Genomic DNA, 19,203 nt, shown 5'->3' with positions numbered 1-19,203 from the left:
CGTCCGGTGGTGCTGACACCCCGGCATCGCCAGGTGGTCAAGCTCGTCTGCAGCGGTCTGACCAACCGGGAGATCGCCGAGCAGTCCGGGATCAGCGTCCGGACTGTCGAGGTGCACCGGTTCAACCTCATGCGGCGGCTCCGCGTCCACAACGTGGCCCAACTCTACCAGGCGGCTGTCCGGCTGGGGCTGGCCTCCGGCCGGCAGCCACACCGAGCATCGACTCCGGCACGCCGGAGATCGGCCTAACGGTCGCCGCTATTTTTCCCCAAATTCTGCTTCCTCTTTGGTGTAATCAGGTCAGAAACACCAGTCATACGCTGTAGCGTATAAGTGTCTGATATACGCTAATGCGTATATTTCTCTGCCATACGAGAACTCCAATCAGAACCGAGCAACCGTAAGCAGACACGTCCCGTTCTCCACCCACAGAGTCAAACCGTTCTGTCAGATGGCCGGCCCGCTTGTGCTCGTTTCCGGTTAGGGCCGGACTCTTTACTTCGCGCTGTCCCGTGGCGGCCGATGGCTGTAATACTCCCGTGGAACCCACTCGGGAACGAGAGGGATCAACAACCACAATCCACAAGGAGGGTCTCAGATGTCGGCAAGCCGGGGGACGATCGCGCTGGCGATGGTGCTGAGCTTCGGGATCGGGGCGATGACGATGGGGGCCTTGCAGGCGTCCGCGGAGCATCCATGTCCGGTCCAGGAGGCGCTGCTGGCGTTCATGGGGGACGAGGAGGACAAGGCGCCGGAGGAGCCCAAGGACCACGAGGACCAGCACGACGAGAAGAAGGACGAGTACGGCGAGTAGGTGTGTTCGGGGCTGGCCAGCGCGGAAGCTAGGCGCCAGGCCCGGCTTCCGCGTCCGGTAGGCGAAGCCCGAGGCCCCGTGAGCCGGCTGTAATATGAAGGATAGACGGTGTCGCTGCTGTAGGCCGGTATCGGCCGAACTGCCCCTCTTTGATCTCTCGCCGGGCTGAGTACGTCCTGCTCCCTGTTCACCGCGGGTCAACCTCGCTAGCGGCAAGGACAACCTTCCCTGAGTGTTGACTGCGCATCTGCTCATAACGCCGTGGACCACAAGCTCTTCTCCAGCGTTCCTAAACAACTACGTGAGCTTCTACCTTCGACAAGGAGGTGCGATGTCGTTTCTCGACCAGATCAGGGCCGCGCGCCGTGTGTCGGTCCCGCTCGTGGCGGTGACCACGCCGGACCAATACGGCACGATCAATTCGCTCATCGAGCCGCTGACCAGCGGGAAGGCGGCCCCGGTGCTCAAGTACGACCTCACCCACGGGCTGACGCCGCTCAATCAACCGGGCAGGGAGGCGTTGGCGGAGCTGCTGCGGGATCTCGACCTTGCTGCCAAGTCTGACCCAGTGGTGGCATTGAGTCGCCTGGAATGGCTGCCGGCCGGCGGGATCTGCCTGGCCCTGAATGCGCACCGGATCTTGACCAATCCGGCTGTGTCCCAGGCCGTCGGCAATCTCCGGGACGCCTTCAAGGAGAACAATCGCATGCTGATTCTGCTTGCGCCGAGCCTCACCTTGTCGGCGGAACTGCAGAACGACGTGTTGATCCTGGATGAGCCCTATCCCACCCCGGCCGAGCTTCAGGCCGTGCTCGAGGAGCAGTATGAGGTGGCCAAGGCGGAGAAACCCGACCCTGACCGGCTGTCGCGGGAGGTGGATGCCATACGGGGACTCTCACTGTTCACGGCGGAGCAGGCGGTAGCCCTGTCCATGCGCCGGACCGGCGTGGAACTGGACCGGTTGTGGCAGCGCAAGGTGAGCCTGATCGAGCAAATCCCCGGCCTGACAGTTTGGAAGGGACAGGAATCCTTTGCCCAGATCGGCGGGCTCGCCGCGCTGAAGGCCTATCTTCGGCAGATTCTCAACGGGAAGATCCGGTACCGCGCGATCGTCTTCATGGACGAGATCGAGAAGATGCTGGCGGGAGGGATCGGCTCCATGCAGGATCCCACCAGCCGGGCACAGGTCGGCAAGCTGCTCACCTTCATGCAAGACCGGAAGGCATCGGGCCTGTTGTTTGTCGGCCATCGGGGGACTTGTAAGTCGCAGGTCGCCAAGGCCGCCGGCAACGAAGTAGGCATCCCGGTCTTGTCCTGGGACGTCGGCTCGACGAAGAACTCCCTGGTCGGCGAAACCGAACGGAACACTGATCTGGTGCTCAAGGTAATCAGCGCGGTGTCGGACGACGCGGCGCTCTTCATCGCGACGAGCAACAACTGCCAGCAGCTCCCCCCGGAGTTGCTGCGCCGCTTCAAGCTCGGCACGATTATGTTCGATCTGCCGGATGACGAAGAAAAGCCGGCCATCTGGAAGATCTACCGGACCCAGTACGAGATCCCGGACCACGACCCTCAGCCGGACGACACGGGTTGGACGGGGGCGGAGATCGAACAGTGTTGCCAGACGGCGTGGAACCTGAACCTGACGCTGATCGAGGCCAGCGCCTACGTCATCCCGACCAGTAAGGCGGCGCCGGAAGCGGTCGAGGAGCTCAGGCGGCAGGCAGCCGGACGCTACCTGTCGGCGAGCTACCCGGGCGTCTACCGGTTGCCCTCCGCGCCGGACGTGGCGGCGACGAAGAAGAAGCGGGCGATCGGCCTGAACTGACCCGTCCCGACTCCCTGACCAACCTCACCTCCCTTCGGTCCATCCCCAACACAGAAAGGATTCTATGGCCAACGTTCGGTTTTCGCCGGATGAGTTCGCCGCCACGCGGTGGGACACGCCGGCAGAGAAGGCGAAGTTCGCCAACCACTTCGTGACCTTCGTGGAGGCGGACTTCCCCGAGTCACGATTCTACACCTGGTTCTACGAGCGACTCAGTCACACGTTCGGCCACATCGCCCATTACAACCGGCGGGGATTCTACGACGAGTGGTTCAGCTCGACGGCCCGGAAGGTGCGGTTTCTGGAACTGACCGTCAAGGCGCCCGGGTACCTGGGCGGCGACCCCGCGCACTCGTGGAGCGACGTCGAGGGCACGCTGGCCGAGTGGGTTCGGGCCAACGGCTGGCTGGATCGTTATCGGGCCCGCCTCGCCGCGGAGATCGAAACGGCCGAACGGGCTGCCCTGGCCCGGCTGCTGGAGAAGTACGGGCCGGTGGCTGGCGCCGGGTCGGCTTCTGTCCCTGAGGTCCAGACGTCACAGAGCAAGGACGGCCAGGCTGCCTGACCTCACACGGAGCTTCATGGCATGGCGAAAGTATATACAGTGCAGATCGAGGTCGAGGAGTACGACAAGAAGAAGGATCGGTATCGGACTCTCGACCTGCAGTTCACGCCGGTGGCGACCTTCAAACAGGACAATGATGCGGTGAGGTTCGCGACCTTCCTGTACGAGTTGGCCCGCCGGCTGATCCTCGAACTCAGCGGGAAACCGCTCCGGATTGTGGATACGGAGGACTGAAGGACGGACGTGGGAGAGCACGACATGAGTCACATCACCGACATCACAGAAGACGCCGTGGATATGAAGGATCTCGACGCGCTGGCGGAGGGCTGCGCCCTGTTGGGCCTGGAGCTGGTCCGGGGCCAGCGGACGTACCGCTGGTATGGCAGGAGTGTGGGCGACTATCCCTTGCCGGCGGGGTTCGAAGTCGAGGACCTCGGCACGTGCGAGCACGCCATCCGGATCCCGGGAACCGAGCAGGCCTATGAGATCGGCGTCGTGCGACGCCGGGATGGGCGCCCGGGCTATGCGCTGCTGTGGGATTCCTGGCAAGGCGGGTACGGGCTGGCCGAGAAGATCGGCGAGCAGGGCGAAACGCTGCTGCACGCGTACTCCCTCCAGGCCACCCTCCGGTCGGCCCAGCGACATGGACGCACGGTGAAGGGACAGACCGTGCTGGAGGATGGGTCGGTCGTCCTTCGGATCGGCCTCGGGACTATCGGGGGGGCTTTCGGATGGAAGAGCTGATCGTCACCATCGGTCCGACGGGGACAATCAGGATCGAGGTGCAGGGTGTGAAGGGACCGGGGTGTCTGAACCGGTCTAAGTGGCTGGAAGACGATCTCGGGATCACCAGTAACGACCGGAAGACCGCGGAGTTTTACGAAATGGAGCACATCCATGGACACCTTCGCAATCAGGGTCAAACCTGACGGCTCGCTGATCATGCTTTACGACGATGCGCTCCAGCCGCTCATCGCGGACCTGGGCCGGCCGACGATCCGGCGGGCTTCGCAGATCGAACCGACCAGTGACGGCTGGTGGCTCGTGGATCTCACCCCGGTCGGCGGGCCGGTGCTGGGGCCCTATCCGCTGAGGAGTCAGGCGCTTGAGAAGGAACGGGAGTGGCTCAACGGCCATGTGCTGGGGCTGCCGGCCGGAGAGGGAGGTACGCGATGACCACGGAGACCTTGGAACGGAACGGCACGGAGACGGCGCCGGCTGAGCCGCCGGCGCGCCCGTCGGGGCTGACCTACGCGGACCTCTGGAAGAACGCCGTGGCGCTCGTGTTCGAGTGCAAACGGATGGGGGTGACACGGGTGGTGACCGGGCATACGCCGGCCGGCGCCGACCCGGAGATGACCCGCACGACCAAGTACATCATCAAGGACAAGCGGTATCGGGCGATCGCCAACCTGGACCACCGGATCAAGCACCAGATCGAGAAGATCGGGCTCCCGGTGTCCAAGTATTTCAAGGGGGTGGTGATCGTGCCCTTGAACCTGATCGACAAGGCGGAGGCCCTGCTCGCGCGGTACGAGGCCGAGCGGCAGGCGGCCGTCACCGTGCTCAAGGAGGCCTGGGACGAGGTCGTCGCACAGTCCGTGGCCCGTTTGGGCACGGTGGGCGACCCGAGCGATTATCCGCCGAAGGAGCAGATCCCGGACCTCTTCTCCGTCTCGACCAATTACCTGACGTTCGATCTGCCGGGCGTCCTGGATGTCTTCTCCTCCAAGGCGCAGCAGCGCGCCATGGCGGAAGGGGGGCGCAAGCTCGAGGCGGCGGTCGAGGAGATGCAGCAGCATCTCCGGGAAACCATGGCCGGGCTCGTTACGCACTTGTCGGACCGGCTGACCCCAGACCCGGTGACGGGCGAGGCGAAGGTGCTCTACGCGCGGACGGTGCAGAACTTGAAGGAGTTCCTGGACCTCTTCGCGGACCTCAACGCGGCGGCCCGTGACCGTGACTTGCCCACGCTGGTGCAGCAGGCCCGCCAGCTCCTGGCAGGCGTGGAGGTGCCGGCGCTGCGCAAGGATCAGGCCCTGCGCGACGTCGTCCGGGAGGGGCTCGAGGCCATCGCGACCAGGATGGACACGCTCCTGGTCAAGAAGGGGGCGCGGCAGTACGTCTGGGATGACGAGGAGGCGTAGGTGACGGAACGGACCCGCGGGCCCCTCTCGGATGAGCTGATCCGGCGGGCCCGCAGCCGCAACCTCATCGAATACCTCATCGGCCTCGGCCATCGCCCGGCGGCCCCGGTCAAGGGCTCCAAGGCCATGTTCCATTCGCCGCTTCGGACCGATAAGAACCCGTCGTTCTCTGTCGGCGAGAAGCACGGGGCGTGGGTCTGGTATGACTTCGGGTCCAAGGAGCATGGCGACGTCATTGACTTCGCGATGCAGTATGACGGCTGGTCGTTTCAGGAAGCCGTGGAGCACCTGGCGGGAACGGCTCCGGCCGCGCCCCGCCGGGCGGCCCCACCGCCTCGGCCTCCCGAGGGGGACAAGTCTGACACGGAGAGGGTCCTCGAAGTCCGAGCGCTCTACCGGCAGGTGAAGCTCGCGCAGACGGCGCAGGACCAGGCGGCAATCGCGGCGTACCTGTTCGACCGGTATCGCCTGCCGGTGCCCCCGGAGCTCCATGCCGTGGTGTTGCCCTGGATGGAGACCCGCTATCTCGCCGTTCCGATTCCGAACCTCACACTGATGCGCGGGCTGGAGTGCCGGGCCCTGGATCCGGACCGGACGCCGGAGGCCTGGCGGAGGATCACGCTGGGCAAGAAGACGCTCTGGGTGCTCAAGCGGGATTCACCCGCCGTGCTCGTGACGGAATCGATCGTAGACGCGCTCGCCGGGGATCAGCTTTACCCGGACTGGCACTTCACGCTGGTCGGGCTCAACGGGATCGGGAACTGGGAGAAGCTCCCCGGATTGGTGGAGCAGCTCAAGCCCAAGGCAGTCTGGCTCGCCTTGGACAACGACGAGCCTGAGAAGGGCCCGGCGACCGAACGGGAGATCGCGGCATGTTTGACGCCCAAAGGCGTGGACGTCCGGTACGTCCGGCAGCACCACGCCCATGGCGTGAAGGATCTGGGAGCGCTGTGGCGGCAGGTGGCGATCGCCAAGGTACGTTCCGCATGACGCCCAGGGAGCCGACATGGTGAAGCAACCGAGCTATCATCTCATCGCAAGGTTTGAGCACCTGCGGGTCAAGGACGCCATCCAGGAGGCGCGCGTCAAGGCCGGGAATCCGGCGACCGCGGTGGCGCGGGGCTTGCGCGAAATCCTGGCCCGAGACGGAGTCAAGGGACGCCGGCACCGGCAGATCAAGATGGTCCTGATTCGCGAGGACGGCAGGCCGGGGACCGAGACGTAAGGCGGGAATTAATCGAGGACGGGGAGGGGCAAGACACGCCTCTCCCCGTTTTTCATTTTCGGCCGGGTTGGGCGGCCTCGGCCAGATCGAGCAGTATTCCGCCATGAACATATCATGCAACGCCGCGGCGACGCGCAGCCGTCGCCTGGAAACAGTGGCAGCCGGAGAGGTATCGGTTGACTGTCGTGCCGCCTAACTGTATGATTTTGTCATACAGAGGTGTCGTATGAAACGGAGTCGGGTGCCCGTCACGCTCTCCGTGCCCTCGGACCTAGCGGTCAAGTTCACGCGGATGGCGAAAGCCGAAGCCAAGAACAAGAGCCAGCTTTTCAGGGACATGCTGGCGACCTATGAGCAACGCCGGTGGGAGGAAGAGTTCTTCGCGCTTCAACGGTATGGCGCCAGACAAGCGCGCAAGAAGGGCGTCCTGACGGAAGCCGACGTTGAGGCCCTGGTGTTTCGGAACCGCTGACGGTGCGGGCGGTCTTCGACACCAACATCTACATCTCGGCCTTTGCCATTCCGGGTGGCAGGGCGGAAGACGCCTATCTGCATGCCGTCCGAAGAGACTTCAGCCTCGTCACCTCCCCGGCCATTCTGACCGAGGCGGCGCGAATCCTCCTGACCAAATTCGACTGGTCGGACGGAAAAGTCCAGGAATTCGTCGAGTCCGTGGGCCGGCTAGCGATCGTGGTCAAGCCGCGCGTCCACCTGCACCTGCTTCAAGATGAACCGGATAACCGCATTCTCGAGTGCGCGCTGGCAGGCCAGGCTGAGTACATCGTGACGGGGGACCGCCCTCTGCTGGCCCTTGAGCGCTACGAGGGGATCTGCGTCGTCACCCTGGCAGGGTTCCTGGACTTGCTTCGGCAGCCGTCTGCCTAAGCGGCCCCGTCACTGATCTCTACCGCCAGCCAAGGGGGGATGGTCCATGTTCTGGACAGGTTGCGGCGCACCAGTGACACTCAGGTCTTGTTTGGCTAGTCATGCGGAGCCGCTCTGTCGGTCCTGGTAGGAACGCTTGACGACCACAGGGAATCAGGGCAACCTTTCCTGCGAACGTCTGGCTGCGAAGGAGGCGCTGGTGAGGGAATTCCACAAGATCTGGATCGAGCAGTGTGAGGCTGCCTGTGAGATCAAAGAGCGGTACGGGACAGAAAAGTCGCTGGGCTACCTGATCGGCGAGAAGCTCGTGGATTTCGTCCGTGAGGCGGACGCACACCCGGAGTGGGCGGCCGAGCTTCCACACTTCGTGGCGGAGATCGAACGGATCTTCGAGCCATACGAGATCCGCGAGTACCTCGACAACATTCGTCGGGTGGGGCCCGCGGGCCACATCGGCACGGAGGAAGAGGTCGAATTCATGCAGGAGGCCGGGGACTTCGAGGACGATCCGGTCCTGGACGCCGAAAACATCCACGTTGTCGAACGCATTAAGAAGATGCTGCTGACATGAGCAGGGGCGAGCCCTTTCTGGGGACATGGCGAATCGTCGAGATGGAGGCCTGGGACCAGGAGGCGTTCGATCTCCTGGGCTCGGCCCACTTCACATTCCGCAATAGCGGACTCGGCGACTTCCAGTTCATCGCGGTTGCAGGGGACATGGACTGCCGATTCGGTGAGCGGGAGGGGAAACCGCTCGTGGAATTCACCTGGGCTGGGCATGACGAGACTGATCCCGCCAGCGGCCGTGGCTGGGCGGTCCTGGATGGCGAGGTCCTCACCGGCCGGATCTTCTTCCATTGCGGTGATGACTCTGGGTTTAGCGCAAAACGCGGGGACGACATGGGAATGAAGGTGAGGAACCCGAGGCGGCGAGTCGGACGATCTGGCCGCTAACGCTTCGGGCGTTTCCGTTTGAGCCCTCCGTCGGACGCCACTTCCTTGGACGCTCGATCGGCGAGCTGCGCTGCCAGCTTCGGGTTGGCGTTCCGCCACCGCCGAAACCACGCCTTGAGTCCGAGCAACTGAACATACACCTCCAACACACTTCCACGAACAGCCCGTACCTGGCCACCCTCGATATCGTTCACCCGATACTGCGGCACACCGAGCAGGCGGGCGGCGTCCTTGGCACTCCAGCCGCGTACCATCCTTGCTTGGCGACAGCGGGCGCCGACTGGACCGAAGCGGAGCGAGTCCTCAAAGGAAATGCCATAACGGTCGAACAGGCCGACGAATTCCGGGCCCAAGAGCAACGGCATGGTCTTCTTGAACAGCCGCAATTCGGAGGCGAACAGGATGGTCGTGGGTGTGAGTGTCCGTTTCAGGCGCACCGGCATGTGAACACCTCTATGGCGCAATCCACTGCTGGGGGGGCAGCTACCTCGCTTTGCTCAATGGCGGCGGGATTGTCCGGAGTTCCCGAGGCCTTGTCAAGATAAGATTGACCAACGCTGGGCTAACCACAGCCCTGTCGAGCCGTAATACAGATAGAGGAAGGGATCTGCGTGGAGGAGAACCGACAACCGGGTAACGGGGCTCAGGACGCCCTCGCGCGCCTGCGGGAGCTCGGCGCCAGCAGGCCGCTGGTGCGGGGGAGGCCGGACCAGACGGTCCTGGGCCTGGGCGCCGACCTCGACTGCCCGGAACAGGAGGGGTACATCTCGATCCGGGACGCGGAACGGAGCGGCCATTTCGGCTGTTTCGGGACGACGCGCGTGGGCAAGACGAGGCTGATCGAGAACATCATCGAGCAGGACATCGCCAAGGGGTACTCGGTGATCGTCTTCGACCCGAAGGGGGACGTGGAGTTGTTCAGCCGGATCGTGCAGGTGGCGGCGCAAACCGGGCGCCTCGACGATCTGATGCTGCTCACGCCGGTGTTCCCGGATTGTTCGATCCGGATTAACCCGCTGGCCTCGTACTACATGCAGGACGAGGTGGTGAACCACATCGTGAGCGGCATCAAGGCCAAGGAAGACTACTTCATCGCCGTGGCGACGGAAGTGTCCCAGGCCGTGGTGGCCGGCCTCATCTTCCTGGCGGAACGGCGAGGGGAGGTACCTCGATTAACCTTTGAAGAGATCAAGGCGCGGATCAGTCATACCGATTTAACGAACCTGGGCACGTCGGTGTCCGGGTATCGGACGGACCCGGAAGCCTTCAAGATCTGCCAGACGATCGAGCACATCACGTCGGGGCCGAGCCAGGCGGACTTCTTCAGCAAGATCTCCTCCTCGCTCCGCACGATGCTCTCCGCGCTGACCTTTGGGGCCACCGGGCAGGTCATCGGGACGGCCCAGGAGAACGAGATGATCGCCCGGCTGGAATCGGAGCGGCCCGTGATCGTGTTTGTGAACACCGGCTCCATGCTGACCCGCCGCACCTCGCACATCATCGGGAAGGTGCTGCTGTCCATGATCCAGAGCTTGGTCGGCCGGATCTTCGCCTCCGGACGCAAGCTCAATCCGCCGCTTTGTCTGCATCTGGACGAGGGACACAACCTGCTGTACCAGGACATCCAGGAACTGTTCTCCAAGGGGGGCGGGGCGAACTGCTGGGTCCATTTCTACTCCCAATCGCAGGCGCAGATCGAGGAGGCGATCGGTCCGGCCGCGGCGCAGTCGCTCATGGACAATATCAACACCTGGGTCTACATGCTGGTGAACCACCCGGCCACGGCCAAGTACGTGGAGCAGGCTTCCCCGCAGGTGGCAAAGCGGAAGGGGGTCGTCGCCCTCGGCGGCGGAATCACCAGCCAAGCCATGGACAGCCCCCTGGTGCCGGCCTACCAGGTGCTCCAATTGCCGAAGCGGTGGTTCTTTCTGCGGTCCTACGGGAAGATGTTCAAGGGGCGGACGTTGGAGACGAACCCACTCTGGATCCGGGTGCAGTTTCCGCGGCTGGAGCCGTCAGCCCAGGCGGAGCCGGCGGAAGAGCCCGCGGGCGTGGCATGACGAACGGATGGCGCGTGCATCACAAGGTGACGGAATTGGTCACCGGCTCGGCCGTAATACAGGGGTAGGTCGTGTCGGTGTCGTAGGCTCCGTTGAGAGTCGAATATCCCCCTTTTGCCCCTGCTGAGTCTGCGGCTGTCCTGCTGACCGGCCGTAGACCGCCCGGATCTGCCCGCCTTCCCCTTCCCGCCAGGTTTCTCTTTTCCGTCTGATCACATCCGTATCTGCTCGTCCCTCGCGCTCAACCCCCTCACTCTGTCCGCTGATTCCACCAGCTCGGCTTCAATCGCCGGTACCCGACCAATCCCGGACAGCTACCTTTCCGTTCACGCGCTTCCTGTACCCATTCCATCAACCCAACGCACTCATCCAAGGAGGTGTCCCATGTTCTGCTCGGCCCGAGAAGCGTTCGCCATCTACACGTTCGCCACCGATCGCCGGCATCAGGCCCGGAGTCGGAAGGCGCTGCTCGACAAGATGGAGCAGCACCCCCACGTGGTGGATTGCTGGCTGCAGTCCTTCCCGAAGCACGAGCTGCGGGAAGTGGCCCTGTTCTACCGGAACCGGGCCGCACGCCGCGGATAGGCTCCCGGTCGGTCCTGAGAGGAAGGGGAGGCCCACCATGATCATCGTGTTTGCCGTTCTACTCGCCGCGCTGGCGCTCAGCGCGCTCACCGTTCGCCATTGACAGCGGCCGACCAAGGCCACCCCGACTGTCACCTAAGCACACGGAGGGACCCATGAAGGACCTGAGGAGAGTGAGCCTGAAGGACATCCTCGTCACGGCGATCGTCGTGATCGTGGTTGTGGCGACCGGGTGCTACGCGATCACCGACTACCTGAACGGCCCGAGCTTGGCGGAGACCATCGCGGCCGAGCTGACGAAGCTGACGGCCGGCCCGGGCTTCTGACCCGGTATCCGGTAAGGAGGCGCTCCTATGGTGCTGTACTGGAAGCATAATCGGATGGCCATTCTGTCACGGCGCGGCAGGACGCACATGGCGCGGGCCTTTCGGCGATACGGGTGGGTCCGCCGGCCGGAGCTGATGCCGGCAAGCGTAGACCAGATGACCAACCTGCTGGCCTTGGAGGGGCGGCGCAGGCGTTAAAGGGTTGGGGTGTAATACAACAGGGAGGATAGGGAGACCGAGCACGATGCCCACGACGTATCGGATCGCCTACCGCACGGACTTGAACCACTTGGGCGACTGCACGGTGCCGAACCTGGAGCCGCTTCGCCGGGCTCAGGCCTCGGATGCCCTGGTGCGCTTGCCGGACCAGGCGCGGATCCGTCCGAGCTGGCTGGTGAGCATCGCCCGGTACGAGGACGGCCGGTCGGTCGTCGCCTGGCTGGTCAGTCAGCATGGCCTCGATGGCACGCGGTCGGCCGCCGACGAGGCAACCCCATCGGGGTTCAGTTGGCTGCAGGCCTGGCGGGATGTCGTCGCCATGACGGAGGGGGTGACCGCCGAGGATCCGCGCCTGCCGGCTGTGCTGCAGCGGCTGGACGAGCTGGAGGCTGCCTATCAGGCCGGCGATCCACCCGGCTTTCTGGCGCTGATGGACAGCCTGCGGCGCGACCTCGCGGCCTCCTGACTCACCCAATCGAGGACTCCATGCTGCTGTGTGATTTCTGTTCACAATCGATGCCGGTCTATGCCTATCCCTGCCAGACCTTCACGATGCCGGGAGTGCCGGCCGGGTCGGCAGGGGGATGGGCCGCCTGTGAGGCGTGCGCGGCCCTGATCGACGCCGAGGATCTCGACGGGTTGGCCGACCGCGCGGCCCGACTGGCGGATCGGAGCCTGCTGCTCGGCCACCTGCCCCTGGATCTCCCGTACCACAAGGCGTTTGCGATGATGCGCGACCTGCACCGGCTGTTCTTCGCCCATCGCACGGGCGAGAAACGGCCGTGCATGCTGAACTGAGGTCGGGCGGACGCCCCGGAGGAGGCTCCTGCATGAGCACGGACACCCATCCGATCTTTTCGTCCCAGGCCCTCACGGTCCTGCGGGAACGGTATCTCCAGAAGGACCCGCGCACCGGCGCGGTCATCGAGACCCCGGCGCAGTTCGTGCGCCGGGTGGCCCACGGCATCGCGCAGGCCGAGCGACGGTACGGCGCGGACGAGGCCCGGGTGCAGGCCATCGCCGAGGAGTTCGAGCGGCTGATGGCTAACGTGAAGTTCCTGCCGAATACGCCCACGCTGATCAACGCCGGCCGGGCCAACGGCTACCGGCAGTACAGCGCCTGTTTCGTGATCCCGGTCGAAGACGACATGGGCAGCATCGCCGACGCCATCAAGGCCGCGATGCTGATCTGGCAGTCGGGCGGGGGCACCGGCTTTGCCTTCAGCCGGCTGCGGCCCAAGGGGGATCGCGTCCGGTCGTCGGGCGGCGTCGCGAGCGGCCCCGTCTCGTTCATGAAGATCATCGATACGGCCGCGGAGCAGGTCGCCCAAGGCGGCACCCGCCGGGCCGCGAACATGGCGATCCTGACCTGCGACCATCCGGACATCCTGGAATTCATCCGCTGCAAGGCCACGGACGGGCAGATCCGGAACTTCAACCTCTCGGTCGGGGTCACCGACGCCTTCATGCAGGCGGTACAGGCGGACGCCGAGTGGGCGCTGATCAATCCCCGGACTCGTCAGGCCGTCAGGACCCTGAAGGCCAGGGCGATCTGGGACGTCCTGGTCGAGCACGCCTGGACGAACGGGGAGCCGGGCCTGTTCTTCCTCGACAGGGTGAACGCCGACAATCCGATCCCGCACCTGGGCCGGATCGAGGCCTGTAATCCGTGCGGCGAAAAGCCGCTCCATCCCTACGACGCCTGCACGCTCGGGCACGTCAATCTGGAGCGGCACCTCCTGCGGCATCCGGAGACCGGGCGCGTCGAGCTGGACTGGACCGAGCTGACAAAGACCATCCGGCTGGGCGTCCGGTTCCTGGACGACGTGGTCGAGGCCAACGATCATCCCTTGTCGGAGATCAACGCGATGACCCGGACGACGCGGCAGATCGGGCTGGGGATCATGGGCCTAGCCCGGGTGCTGTTCGCCAAGGAGCTGGCCTACGATTCGGAGGGGGCGCTCCAGGAGACCGAGCGGATCATGGCGCGGTTCAGGGAGCTGGCCTGGCAGGCGTCGGCGGAGCTGGCCGCGGAGCGCGGCGTGTACCCCGGCTGGCCGGGCGGCCGGCACGAAGCGGAGGGCCGGAAGGTTCGGAACAGCTACGTGACGACGATCGCGCCGACCGGGACCACCGCCATGCTCGCCGACACGAGCTACGGCATCGAGCCGGAAGTCTCGCTGCTCTGGTTCAAGCGCGTGCTGGACGGCAAGGAGCTTCCCTACGTCTGCGAGCCGTTCGAGCGGACTGCGAGGCGGGACGGGTGGTGGACCGACGACCTCATGGCGCGGATCACGGCGAACCACGGGTCGTGCCGGGGCCTCGTTCAAGTGCCGGAGCGATGGCAGCGGGTCTTCGCGACCGCGCATGACATCGCGCCGGAGTGGCACGTGAGGATGCAGGCGGCCGTCCAACGGCACATCGACAGCGGGGTGAGCAAGACCATCAACCTGCCGCGGGGGGCGACCGTCGAGGACGTCGCGACGGCCTACCGGCTGGCCTGGGAGCTCGGCTGCAAGGGCATCACGGTCTACCGGGACGGGTCCCGGAAGGATCAGGTGCTCAACGTCGGGCACGCCCGGCCGGCGGACCCGGCGGCGGGCGGGAACGGGTCCCTCGCAGGGAACGGCCGTCCGACCCCGGACGGGCCCGCGCCCGCGGCCACGCGCGTCACCCTCCCGGCGATCCTCGAGTCCAAACGCATCCTGGTGAACTCGCCGGACGGGCCGATCTACGTGCACATCGGTCTGCACGAGGGCCGGCCGATTGAGCTGTTCATCACGACGCCCGAGGAGGCCAAGCACGAGGAGGTGTACGAGGTGCTGGCGCGCTGGGGGTCGGTGGCGCTCCAGTATGGCGCGCCGCTGGCGAAGCTTCTGAAGCACGCCGATGGAGCCAACAGGAAGTACGGCTCCGTCGCGACGATTCCCGCGGCCCTTGTCCGGGCCTTCCGGATGATCGAGCGGGAGGGGAGGCCGGACGCTGCCTGCCCCAAATGCACGGGCACGGTGATCGACGCGGAGGGTTGTCTCAAGTGCCTTACCTGTGACTGGAGCCGGTGCGAGTAATCAAGTCGCGCAACGGGCACAGGTGCCCCGCGCGTCGCCGGGAATCCCAAGCCGGGCTGCCGTTCATCCACGCGAGCGGTGGCCCTTCGTGTTCCTAACGGCTGAAACGGAGGGAAGAGAGCCTATGCACATCGTGGTCGAGGTGAATGGGGGTGCGGTCCAGGCCGTCTACGCGGACCGCCCGGACGGCGTCAGGGTGACGCTGGTGGATTGGGACAGTCACGAGGCAGGAGGGCCGGCGGCCTGCGAGACGGACGTGGAACCCCTGACCGCCATGTCCGAAGACACCGCTCAGGCAGTGGGCGGCATGCGCCCCGCGGTCGGTGGCGGGCGGTGACCTCGAATCGGAGCGAGCCTGACGATGTATGACATCCCCCGGTACCGGCTGATGCTGGTCCGGGACAAGGGCGGGGCGAGGAGGAACAAGCCGCCCCGTGTGCGGAACTCGGAGGATCTCTACCGGTTGCTGACGAGCTACTTTGACGCACTGGACCGCGAGCACTTTATGCTCGTCGCGCTCGACGCCAAGCACGCGATCATCGGCCTGCACACGGTCTCGGTCGGCAGTTTGACGCTCAGCATTGTGCACCCGAGAGAAGTCTGGAAAGCGGCCCTGCTCATGAACTGCGCCGCGGTCATCCTGGCTCACAATCACCCCAGCGGGGATCCGACCCCGAGCCAGGAGGACCGGGCCCTGACCGCCCGGCTGGTCGGGTGCGGAGACCTCCTCGGGATTCGTGTCCTCGATCACATCATCTTCGGGGAGGACCGGTACTGGAGCATGGCGGACCGGGGGCAGATGCCCGCCCCAACCGAGTACGCGAACTCAGTTGCCGCCTAGGTGGAGATCCATGGGGAGACAACAACATGAGATTGGCCGAACGAGCCTGATATGCTATCCTTGAGCCAAACGGACGGAGGGCAACGCAAGCGACTCGCGGACATCTGTGAGAAGCTTGGCGTCACCCTCTTCGCGGGAACGATTCTCCAAGGGTTTATCGCCGCGGCAACCAGTGTTCTTCAGATCCTTGCCGTCGTCGCTGTACTTTCGGCAGGCACTGCGCTGCTCGGTGTTGCGGTCATCCTCTCAAAGGAGAATTCTCCATGATGAACTTGGTGCTTGCTGCGGTCTTTGCTCTGGGATTCGCCTTCGCAACCTGGTGGTATCTCAGCCACCAGCATCGGTGACGTCTAGCCGGTTTCGATCAGAATAACCGCCGCCCCCTTCCGCTTGAGGCCAGGGCAGGCCGAATCGTCAACGAAGAGCCCCGGGTCCCCCAAGGATCCGGGGCTTTTTCCTGGCCTCGAGCCGCCCTTCCTGTCGGCCGTAATACCTGAAGGAAAACCGTGTTGGTGCCGTAGGCCCGCCTCGTGGTCGTGCCGAACCCCCCTGGTTACGCATCTCCGCACACGTGAACACTTCATACAATCCGAAATATCAATGCGTTAGGTCTGGAATCTCACCGAACACAGAAGGAATGATTGGAATGAATCAGGGGATCAGACCATCAACCGTTTTCAATCAGGAGGGGAAACCGATGCCCCGTTATTTGGTGACCTGGGAAATGGACATCGAGCAGGCGAGCTCGCCGCGGGATGCGGCCGAACGGGCTTGGGCGGCCATGCGCCGTCCGGGCAGTACCGCCAACGTCTTCACGGTGTACGAGCATGATCAGGCCGGGGAGGGGATCACGGTGGATCTGCAGGAGCCGCCGGAGGCGGCGTAGTGCGCAACATGGACTCGCTAAACAAGAAACAGAAACGGCGGCTTGTGCTCCTGGACGATCGCCGCACGCCGACGTGCCGGCGAGCTGATTGCGATCGGGTTGAGAACCCGACCCATTGGGTGGACGCGGAACCGTCGCGTGAGTTGATCGAGCTCGCGCGGATCGCGCGGCAGGTCGTAAGAGACTTCTACGGGATGGAGAAGCTGAGCCGCGTGAGTGACGCGATCGAGGCGCTCCGCGAGCAGTTGTCCATCGTGGATGCCGTCGCACGGGGCAGATCGTAAGGGAGTGATGGCCACGGAACCCGCACGCAAGGTCATGACGCGGTCCGCTCACACGGATCTCCTCCCGAGCGCCTACGCGCTCAGCCAGCTCTGCCACCCGGATCATCCCAGTCTGACGCGAAAGCAGTTCGTGATGGTCCAGAGCCGACGCCGGCGGCGGCTGGTGTGGCTAGGCTTCGGCGCCGCCCTCGGCTGGTTCGTCTGGATGCTGGTCTGAGCCGGCAAGGTGCCCACGATAGGAACGTCGAACCTGCGGGAAGAGGACCACTTGCCGTGATCACTATTCTCAGCAATGGATCGAAGTTTTTCGGCCAGGAACCGGACAGCATTGCGGACCTGATTGCGGTGCTGCTGCGGGAGCCGCTGGATCCGCGTTTCGAGGACTACGGCGGCGTTATTAAGATGGATGGAATGCGGCCCGGCTCACTTCGCATCCATGGCAACTTCCTCCGCCTCTCGCACGTGTTCGACATCCGAGCGGATGCGGAAGAAGAGGTGGACGACCTCATCCAGGCCGTCAAAGCGAACCTGGCCAGTGAAGCTTACCAACAGGCCCGTGCGGTGCAGACGCGGTATCGGCGGAAGCGCAGGAAAGGAGGATCGCTGCCATGAAGTTGGAGCCTGTGACCTGCCCCGATTGTGGCGGGGTGGTCAGAGGGACGCGGGATTGGATCCCGGGCATGGCTGTCCTCAACATCGATGGAAACGGCAACGCCCAGTACGGGGGAGAAACGGAACTGTTCTGGGATGACCAGACCACCCAGGCTGGCGAGCCACCGAACACCGTGCGTCTGGTCTGCGGCAACGGCCACGAATGGGATGCCACGATCCTGGATGCGAACGGCCTGGGCGGTCGAGTGCGGGTCACAAAGGCGGACGGGGACGCGCTCCCGCTGCGCCCCGCGATCCGTTGGGTAAAGGACCTGCATCCGGTTGGCCAAGAGCCCGATCCGTGGACAAAGCTACTTGGGTCTGTCGAAATACTGGGAGCTTCGTTCCACGTCGAAGCTTGGCAGGTCACGAACGAGGAGGTCGGGCAAGTAGTGGTCAATCCGATGGAAAACTGCTACCACTTCATCACCCGTTTCATGACCGAAGGGGACGGGGAGACCGTGAGGATCAACGACCGGGACTACTTCCTCGTGGTCACCCCCTTCCAGAGATAGGGGAAACGCTGACATGGGCACCAAAACAGAATGCACGATGACGAACAGCACAACATGGACCGTCCAGTCTCGGCTGTTGGCCGACGCCTTGGAGCGGATACTCCCGGTGGCCGCAGATCATTGCCTGTCCCACGAGGCCACGGTGGAGTTGTCAGTCGAGCCGGGCGCCTTGCGGGTGCGGGCGGCCAATCAAGCCACCGAGGTCAGTGTGACGCTGCCGAGCGAGGCCGACGCACCGACCGTTCTCGCCATGCCGGCCCGGACTCTGCGGGAAACTGTCCGGGTGCTCGCCGGGGACCTCAAGATGACTCACAAGGGCGACGCCGTGGTCCTGACCATGGAGTCCGGCGCCTTCAAGACGACGCTGCACACCACCGACAGGATGCCCCAGGCCAGACCTCCCGTCTTGGAGGAGGAGCCGCATGCCAAGGTGATCCTGCCGGCGCCCCGCCTTCGTACCATGCTCGAGGCGGCGGCCTCCTGTGTCGCCCATGACACCTCACGACCGGGGCTGAACGGCGTTCTGATGGAACTGGATCCGGACCGGCTGCGCGTGGTCGGGACCAATGGGTTCCAACTGGTCAGCGTCTGGGAACCGGCCGAACCCCTCGGCTCCTGGACGCTGCCGACCAGGACAGCCATCATGCCGGCCCTGGCGGCTCGGACGACCATCGGCATCCTGCGCATGACTGAGGCGGCCAACGAGGAAGATGCCTGGGTTACGGCGATCTTCAGGAAGGAAGAGATGGAAGTCACGATCGGTCCCTGGTGCCTGCGGACGGAATACCAGCCGGGTCCCTATCCGGAGTGGCGGAGGGCCGTCGAGAGCAGCTCGTCGGAGCGGAACGTCAGGACGCTGACGGTTGACCGCGACGAGGTGATCGCCGCCCTCAGACGGATGACGGTGCTTGCGCCCGAGGGGCATCCGGCCATCGACTGCCTGTGGATCGACGGCCTGCTCAGGCTCAGTACGAAAAGCGACCTGGGCCAAGCCGAAGAGGAAGTGCCGGCCACGTACAAGGACGAGGCTCACTCCGCCTGCTTTAACCCGCACTTCCTCCTGGATGTGCTGAAGGCGTTCAACACCGAGCAGGTGGGGCTGTCACAAGGGGCCAACGTGACGTCTCCTCTGGTGCTCGCCGGAAAGGACGACGAGAAGGCCATCGGCATTGTCATGCCGCTGAGGAAATGACTGTCAATCGAGAGGCCCCGGGGCATTAGGCTCCGGGGCTTCTTTTTACGGTCCGAAACGGCCTCCTATGGACGCCACGGCGCCCGAGGAGTTTTGTGGAATTGAAGGTATGGCGTTGAGTCTGCAATCAGTAATACCGAGATAGGTGTGGAGTCTTG

Annotated in this window: 31 protein-coding genes; 30 read left to right on the top strand and 1 reads right to left on the bottom strand. The window is 64.5% G+C overall.

Going from position 1 to position 19,203, the window contains the following annotated elements; translation table 11 throughout:
• Positions 1 to 6 precede the first annotated feature (6 nt).
• The 15 genes from AC1U7O_RS13030 to AC1U7O_RS12960 all read left to right on the top strand — a co-directional run bounded on the left by AC1U7O_RS13030 (position 7) and on the right by AC1U7O_RS12960 (position 8,418).
• Positions 7 to 249 (top strand): LuxR C-terminal-related transcriptional regulator, encoded by a 243-nt coding sequence (locus AC1U7O_RS13030; RefSeq protein ID WP_479895215.1) that lies wholly within the window; start codon positions 7 to 9, stop codon positions 247 to 249.
• A gap of 349 nt (positions 250 to 598) precedes the next feature.
• Positions 599 to 814: a hypothetical protein gene (locus tag AC1U7O_RS13025; RefSeq protein ID WP_479895214.1), complete on the top strand. Its 216-nt coding sequence runs from the start codon at positions 599 to 601 to the stop codon at positions 812 to 814.
• A gap of 232 nt (positions 815 to 1,046) precedes the next feature.
• Positions 1,047 to 2,642 (top strand): AAA family ATPase, encoded by a 1,596-nt coding sequence (locus tag AC1U7O_RS13020; RefSeq protein ID WP_479895213.1) that lies wholly within the window; start codon positions 1,047 to 1,049, stop codon positions 2,640 to 2,642.
• 64 nt (positions 2,643 to 2,706) lie between these two features.
• Positions 2,707 to 3,207, top strand: coding sequence for a hypothetical protein (locus AC1U7O_RS13015; protein ID WP_479895212.1), 501 nt, complete (start codon positions 2,707 to 2,709; stop codon positions 3,205 to 3,207).
• Between the two features lie 21 nt (positions 3,208 to 3,228).
• Positions 3,229 to 3,441, top strand: a complete 213-nt coding sequence (locus AC1U7O_RS13010) for a hypothetical protein (RefSeq protein ID WP_479895211.1) — start codon at positions 3,229 to 3,231, stop codon at positions 3,439 to 3,441.
• A gap of 24 nt (positions 3,442 to 3,465) precedes the next feature.
• Positions 3,466 to 3,951, top strand: a complete 486-nt coding sequence (locus AC1U7O_RS13005; RefSeq protein ID WP_479895210.1) for a DUF1257 domain-containing protein — start codon at positions 3,466 to 3,468, stop codon at positions 3,949 to 3,951.
• Complete coding sequence (locus AC1U7O_RS13000; protein WP_479895209.1) at positions 3,939 to 4,136, top strand: DUF2997 domain-containing protein; 198 nt, start codon at positions 3,939 to 3,941, stop codon at positions 4,134 to 4,136. Before AC1U7O_RS13005 ends, AC1U7O_RS13000 begins: the two co-directional genes overlap by 13 nt.
• A complete protein-coding gene (locus AC1U7O_RS12995) occupies positions 4,105 to 4,383 on the top strand; it encodes a hypothetical protein (RefSeq protein WP_479895207.1) in 279 nt (92 codons plus the stop codon). The genes AC1U7O_RS13000 and AC1U7O_RS12995 overlap by 32 nt, the downstream gene beginning before the upstream one ends.
• Positions 4,380 to 5,354: a hypothetical protein gene (locus AC1U7O_RS12990; protein ID WP_479895206.1), complete on the top strand. Its 975-nt coding sequence runs from the start codon at positions 4,380 to 4,382 to the stop codon at positions 5,352 to 5,354. Before AC1U7O_RS12995 ends, AC1U7O_RS12990 begins: the two co-directional genes overlap by 4 nt.
• A complete protein-coding gene (locus AC1U7O_RS12985; protein ID WP_479895205.1) occupies positions 5,355 to 6,344 on the top strand; it encodes a CHC2 zinc finger domain-containing protein in 990 nt (329 codons plus the stop codon).
• A gap of 16 nt (positions 6,345 to 6,360) precedes the next feature.
• Positions 6,361 to 6,579 carry a hypothetical protein gene (locus AC1U7O_RS12980; RefSeq protein ID WP_479895204.1) on the top strand — a complete coding sequence of 73 codons (219 nt, stop codon included), beginning with the start codon at positions 6,361 to 6,363 and terminating at the stop codon, positions 6,577 to 6,579.
• Positions 6,580 to 6,805: 226 nt separating this feature from the next.
• Positions 6,806 to 7,051, top strand: coding sequence for a ribbon-helix-helix protein, CopG family (locus AC1U7O_RS12975; protein ID WP_479895203.1), 246 nt, complete (start codon positions 6,806 to 6,808; stop codon positions 7,049 to 7,051).
• A gap of 2 nt (positions 7,052 to 7,053) precedes the next feature.
• Positions 7,054 to 7,464, top strand: a complete 411-nt coding sequence (locus AC1U7O_RS12970; RefSeq protein WP_479895202.1) for a putative toxin-antitoxin system toxin component, PIN family — start codon at positions 7,054 to 7,056, stop codon at positions 7,462 to 7,464.
• A 199-nt stretch (positions 7,465 to 7,663) separates the two neighbouring features.
• A complete protein-coding gene (locus AC1U7O_RS12965) occupies positions 7,664 to 8,035 on the top strand; it encodes a hypothetical protein (protein WP_479895201.1) in 372 nt (123 codons plus the stop codon).
• Entirely contained in the window at positions 8,032 to 8,418 is a 387-nt protein-coding gene (locus AC1U7O_RS12960) for a hypothetical protein (protein WP_479895200.1), read from the top strand. The genes AC1U7O_RS12965 and AC1U7O_RS12960 overlap by 4 nt, the downstream gene beginning before the upstream one ends.
• Here AC1U7O_RS12960 and AC1U7O_RS12955 read toward each other — a convergent pair.
• Positions 8,415 to 8,861 (bottom strand): helix-turn-helix domain-containing protein, encoded by a 447-nt coding sequence (locus AC1U7O_RS12955; protein ID WP_479895199.1) that lies wholly within the window; start codon positions 8,859 to 8,861, stop codon positions 8,415 to 8,417. The two genes, AC1U7O_RS12960 and AC1U7O_RS12955, sit on opposite strands and share 4 nt — an antisense overlap.
• Positions 8,862 to 9,029: 168 nt before the next feature.
• On the opposite strand from AC1U7O_RS12955, the gene AC1U7O_RS12950 reads away from it, so the two are divergent.
• The 15 genes from AC1U7O_RS12950 to AC1U7O_RS12880 all read left to right on the top strand — a co-directional run bounded on the left by AC1U7O_RS12950 (position 9,030) and on the right by AC1U7O_RS12880 (position 19,045).
• Entirely contained in the window at positions 9,030 to 10,478 is a 1,449-nt protein-coding gene (locus tag AC1U7O_RS12950; protein WP_479895198.1) for a type IV secretory system conjugative DNA transfer family protein, read from the top strand.
• A gap of 384 nt (positions 10,479 to 10,862) precedes the next feature.
• The gene (locus AC1U7O_RS12945) at positions 10,863 to 11,063 is read left to right on the top strand and encodes a hypothetical protein (protein ID WP_479895197.1); all 201 of its coding nucleotides are present in this window, start codon (positions 10,863 to 10,865) and stop codon (positions 11,061 to 11,063) included.
• 155 nt (positions 11,064 to 11,218) lie between these two features.
• Complete coding sequence (locus AC1U7O_RS12940; RefSeq protein WP_479895196.1) at positions 11,219 to 11,389, top strand: hypothetical protein; 171 nt, start codon at positions 11,219 to 11,221, stop codon at positions 11,387 to 11,389.
• A gap of 244 nt (positions 11,390 to 11,633) precedes the next feature.
• On the top strand, positions 11,634 to 12,074 hold the full coding sequence (locus tag AC1U7O_RS12935; RefSeq protein WP_479895195.1) for a hypothetical protein: 441 nt from the start codon (positions 11,634 to 11,636) through the stop codon (positions 12,072 to 12,074).
• Positions 12,075 to 12,094: 20 nt separating this feature from the next.
• Entirely contained in the window at positions 12,095 to 12,406 is a 312-nt protein-coding gene (locus tag AC1U7O_RS12930) for a hypothetical protein (protein WP_479895194.1), read from the top strand.
• A 32-nt stretch (positions 12,407 to 12,438) separates the two neighbouring features.
• Entirely contained in the window at positions 12,439 to 14,676 is a 2,238-nt protein-coding gene (locus tag AC1U7O_RS12925; RefSeq protein WP_479895193.1) for an adenosylcobalamin-dependent ribonucleoside-diphosphate reductase, read from the top strand.
• 124 nt (positions 14,677 to 14,800) lie between these two features.
• Entirely contained in the window at positions 14,801 to 15,013 is a 213-nt protein-coding gene (locus AC1U7O_RS12920) for a hypothetical protein (protein ID WP_479895192.1), read from the top strand.
• Between the two features lie 24 nt (positions 15,014 to 15,037).
• Complete coding sequence (locus AC1U7O_RS12915) at positions 15,038 to 15,517, top strand: JAB domain-containing protein (RefSeq protein WP_479895191.1); 480 nt, start codon at positions 15,038 to 15,040, stop codon at positions 15,515 to 15,517.
• Between the two features lie 51 nt (positions 15,518 to 15,568).
• On the top strand, positions 15,569 to 15,784 hold the full coding sequence (locus AC1U7O_RS12910; RefSeq protein WP_479895190.1) for a hypothetical protein: 216 nt from the start codon (positions 15,569 to 15,571) through the stop codon (positions 15,782 to 15,784).
• A 430-nt stretch (positions 15,785 to 16,214) separates the two neighbouring features.
• Positions 16,215 to 16,403 carry a hypothetical protein gene (locus tag AC1U7O_RS12905; RefSeq protein WP_479895189.1) on the top strand — a complete coding sequence of 63 codons (189 nt, stop codon included), beginning with the start codon at positions 16,215 to 16,217 and terminating at the stop codon, positions 16,401 to 16,403.
• Between the two features lie 8 nt (positions 16,404 to 16,411).
• Entirely contained in the window at positions 16,412 to 16,687 is a 276-nt protein-coding gene (locus tag AC1U7O_RS12900; protein WP_479895188.1) for a hypothetical protein, read from the top strand.
• A 7-nt stretch (positions 16,688 to 16,694) separates the two neighbouring features.
• On the top strand, positions 16,695 to 16,904 hold the full coding sequence (locus AC1U7O_RS12895; RefSeq protein WP_479895187.1) for a hypothetical protein: 210 nt from the start codon (positions 16,695 to 16,697) through the stop codon (positions 16,902 to 16,904).
• A gap of 56 nt (positions 16,905 to 16,960) precedes the next feature.
• A complete protein-coding gene (locus tag AC1U7O_RS12890) occupies positions 16,961 to 17,299 on the top strand; it encodes a hypothetical protein (protein WP_479895186.1) in 339 nt (112 codons plus the stop codon).
• A gap of 68 nt (positions 17,300 to 17,367) precedes the next feature.
• On the top strand, positions 17,368 to 17,853 hold the full coding sequence (locus AC1U7O_RS12885) for a hypothetical protein (protein WP_479895185.1): 486 nt from the start codon (positions 17,368 to 17,370) through the stop codon (positions 17,851 to 17,853).
• A 13-nt stretch (positions 17,854 to 17,866) separates the two neighbouring features.
• Positions 17,867 to 19,045: a DNA polymerase III subunit beta gene (locus AC1U7O_RS12880; protein WP_479895184.1), complete on the top strand. Its 1,179-nt coding sequence runs from the start codon at positions 17,867 to 17,869 to the stop codon at positions 19,043 to 19,045.
• Positions 19,046 to 19,203 lie beyond the last annotated feature (158 nt).

This window comes from Candidatus Nitrospira neuquenensis (genome assembly GCF_979578155.1).
The sequence above is the reverse complement of the archived record's forward strand: the minus strand, read 5'-3'. Positions and strand labels throughout refer to the sequence as shown.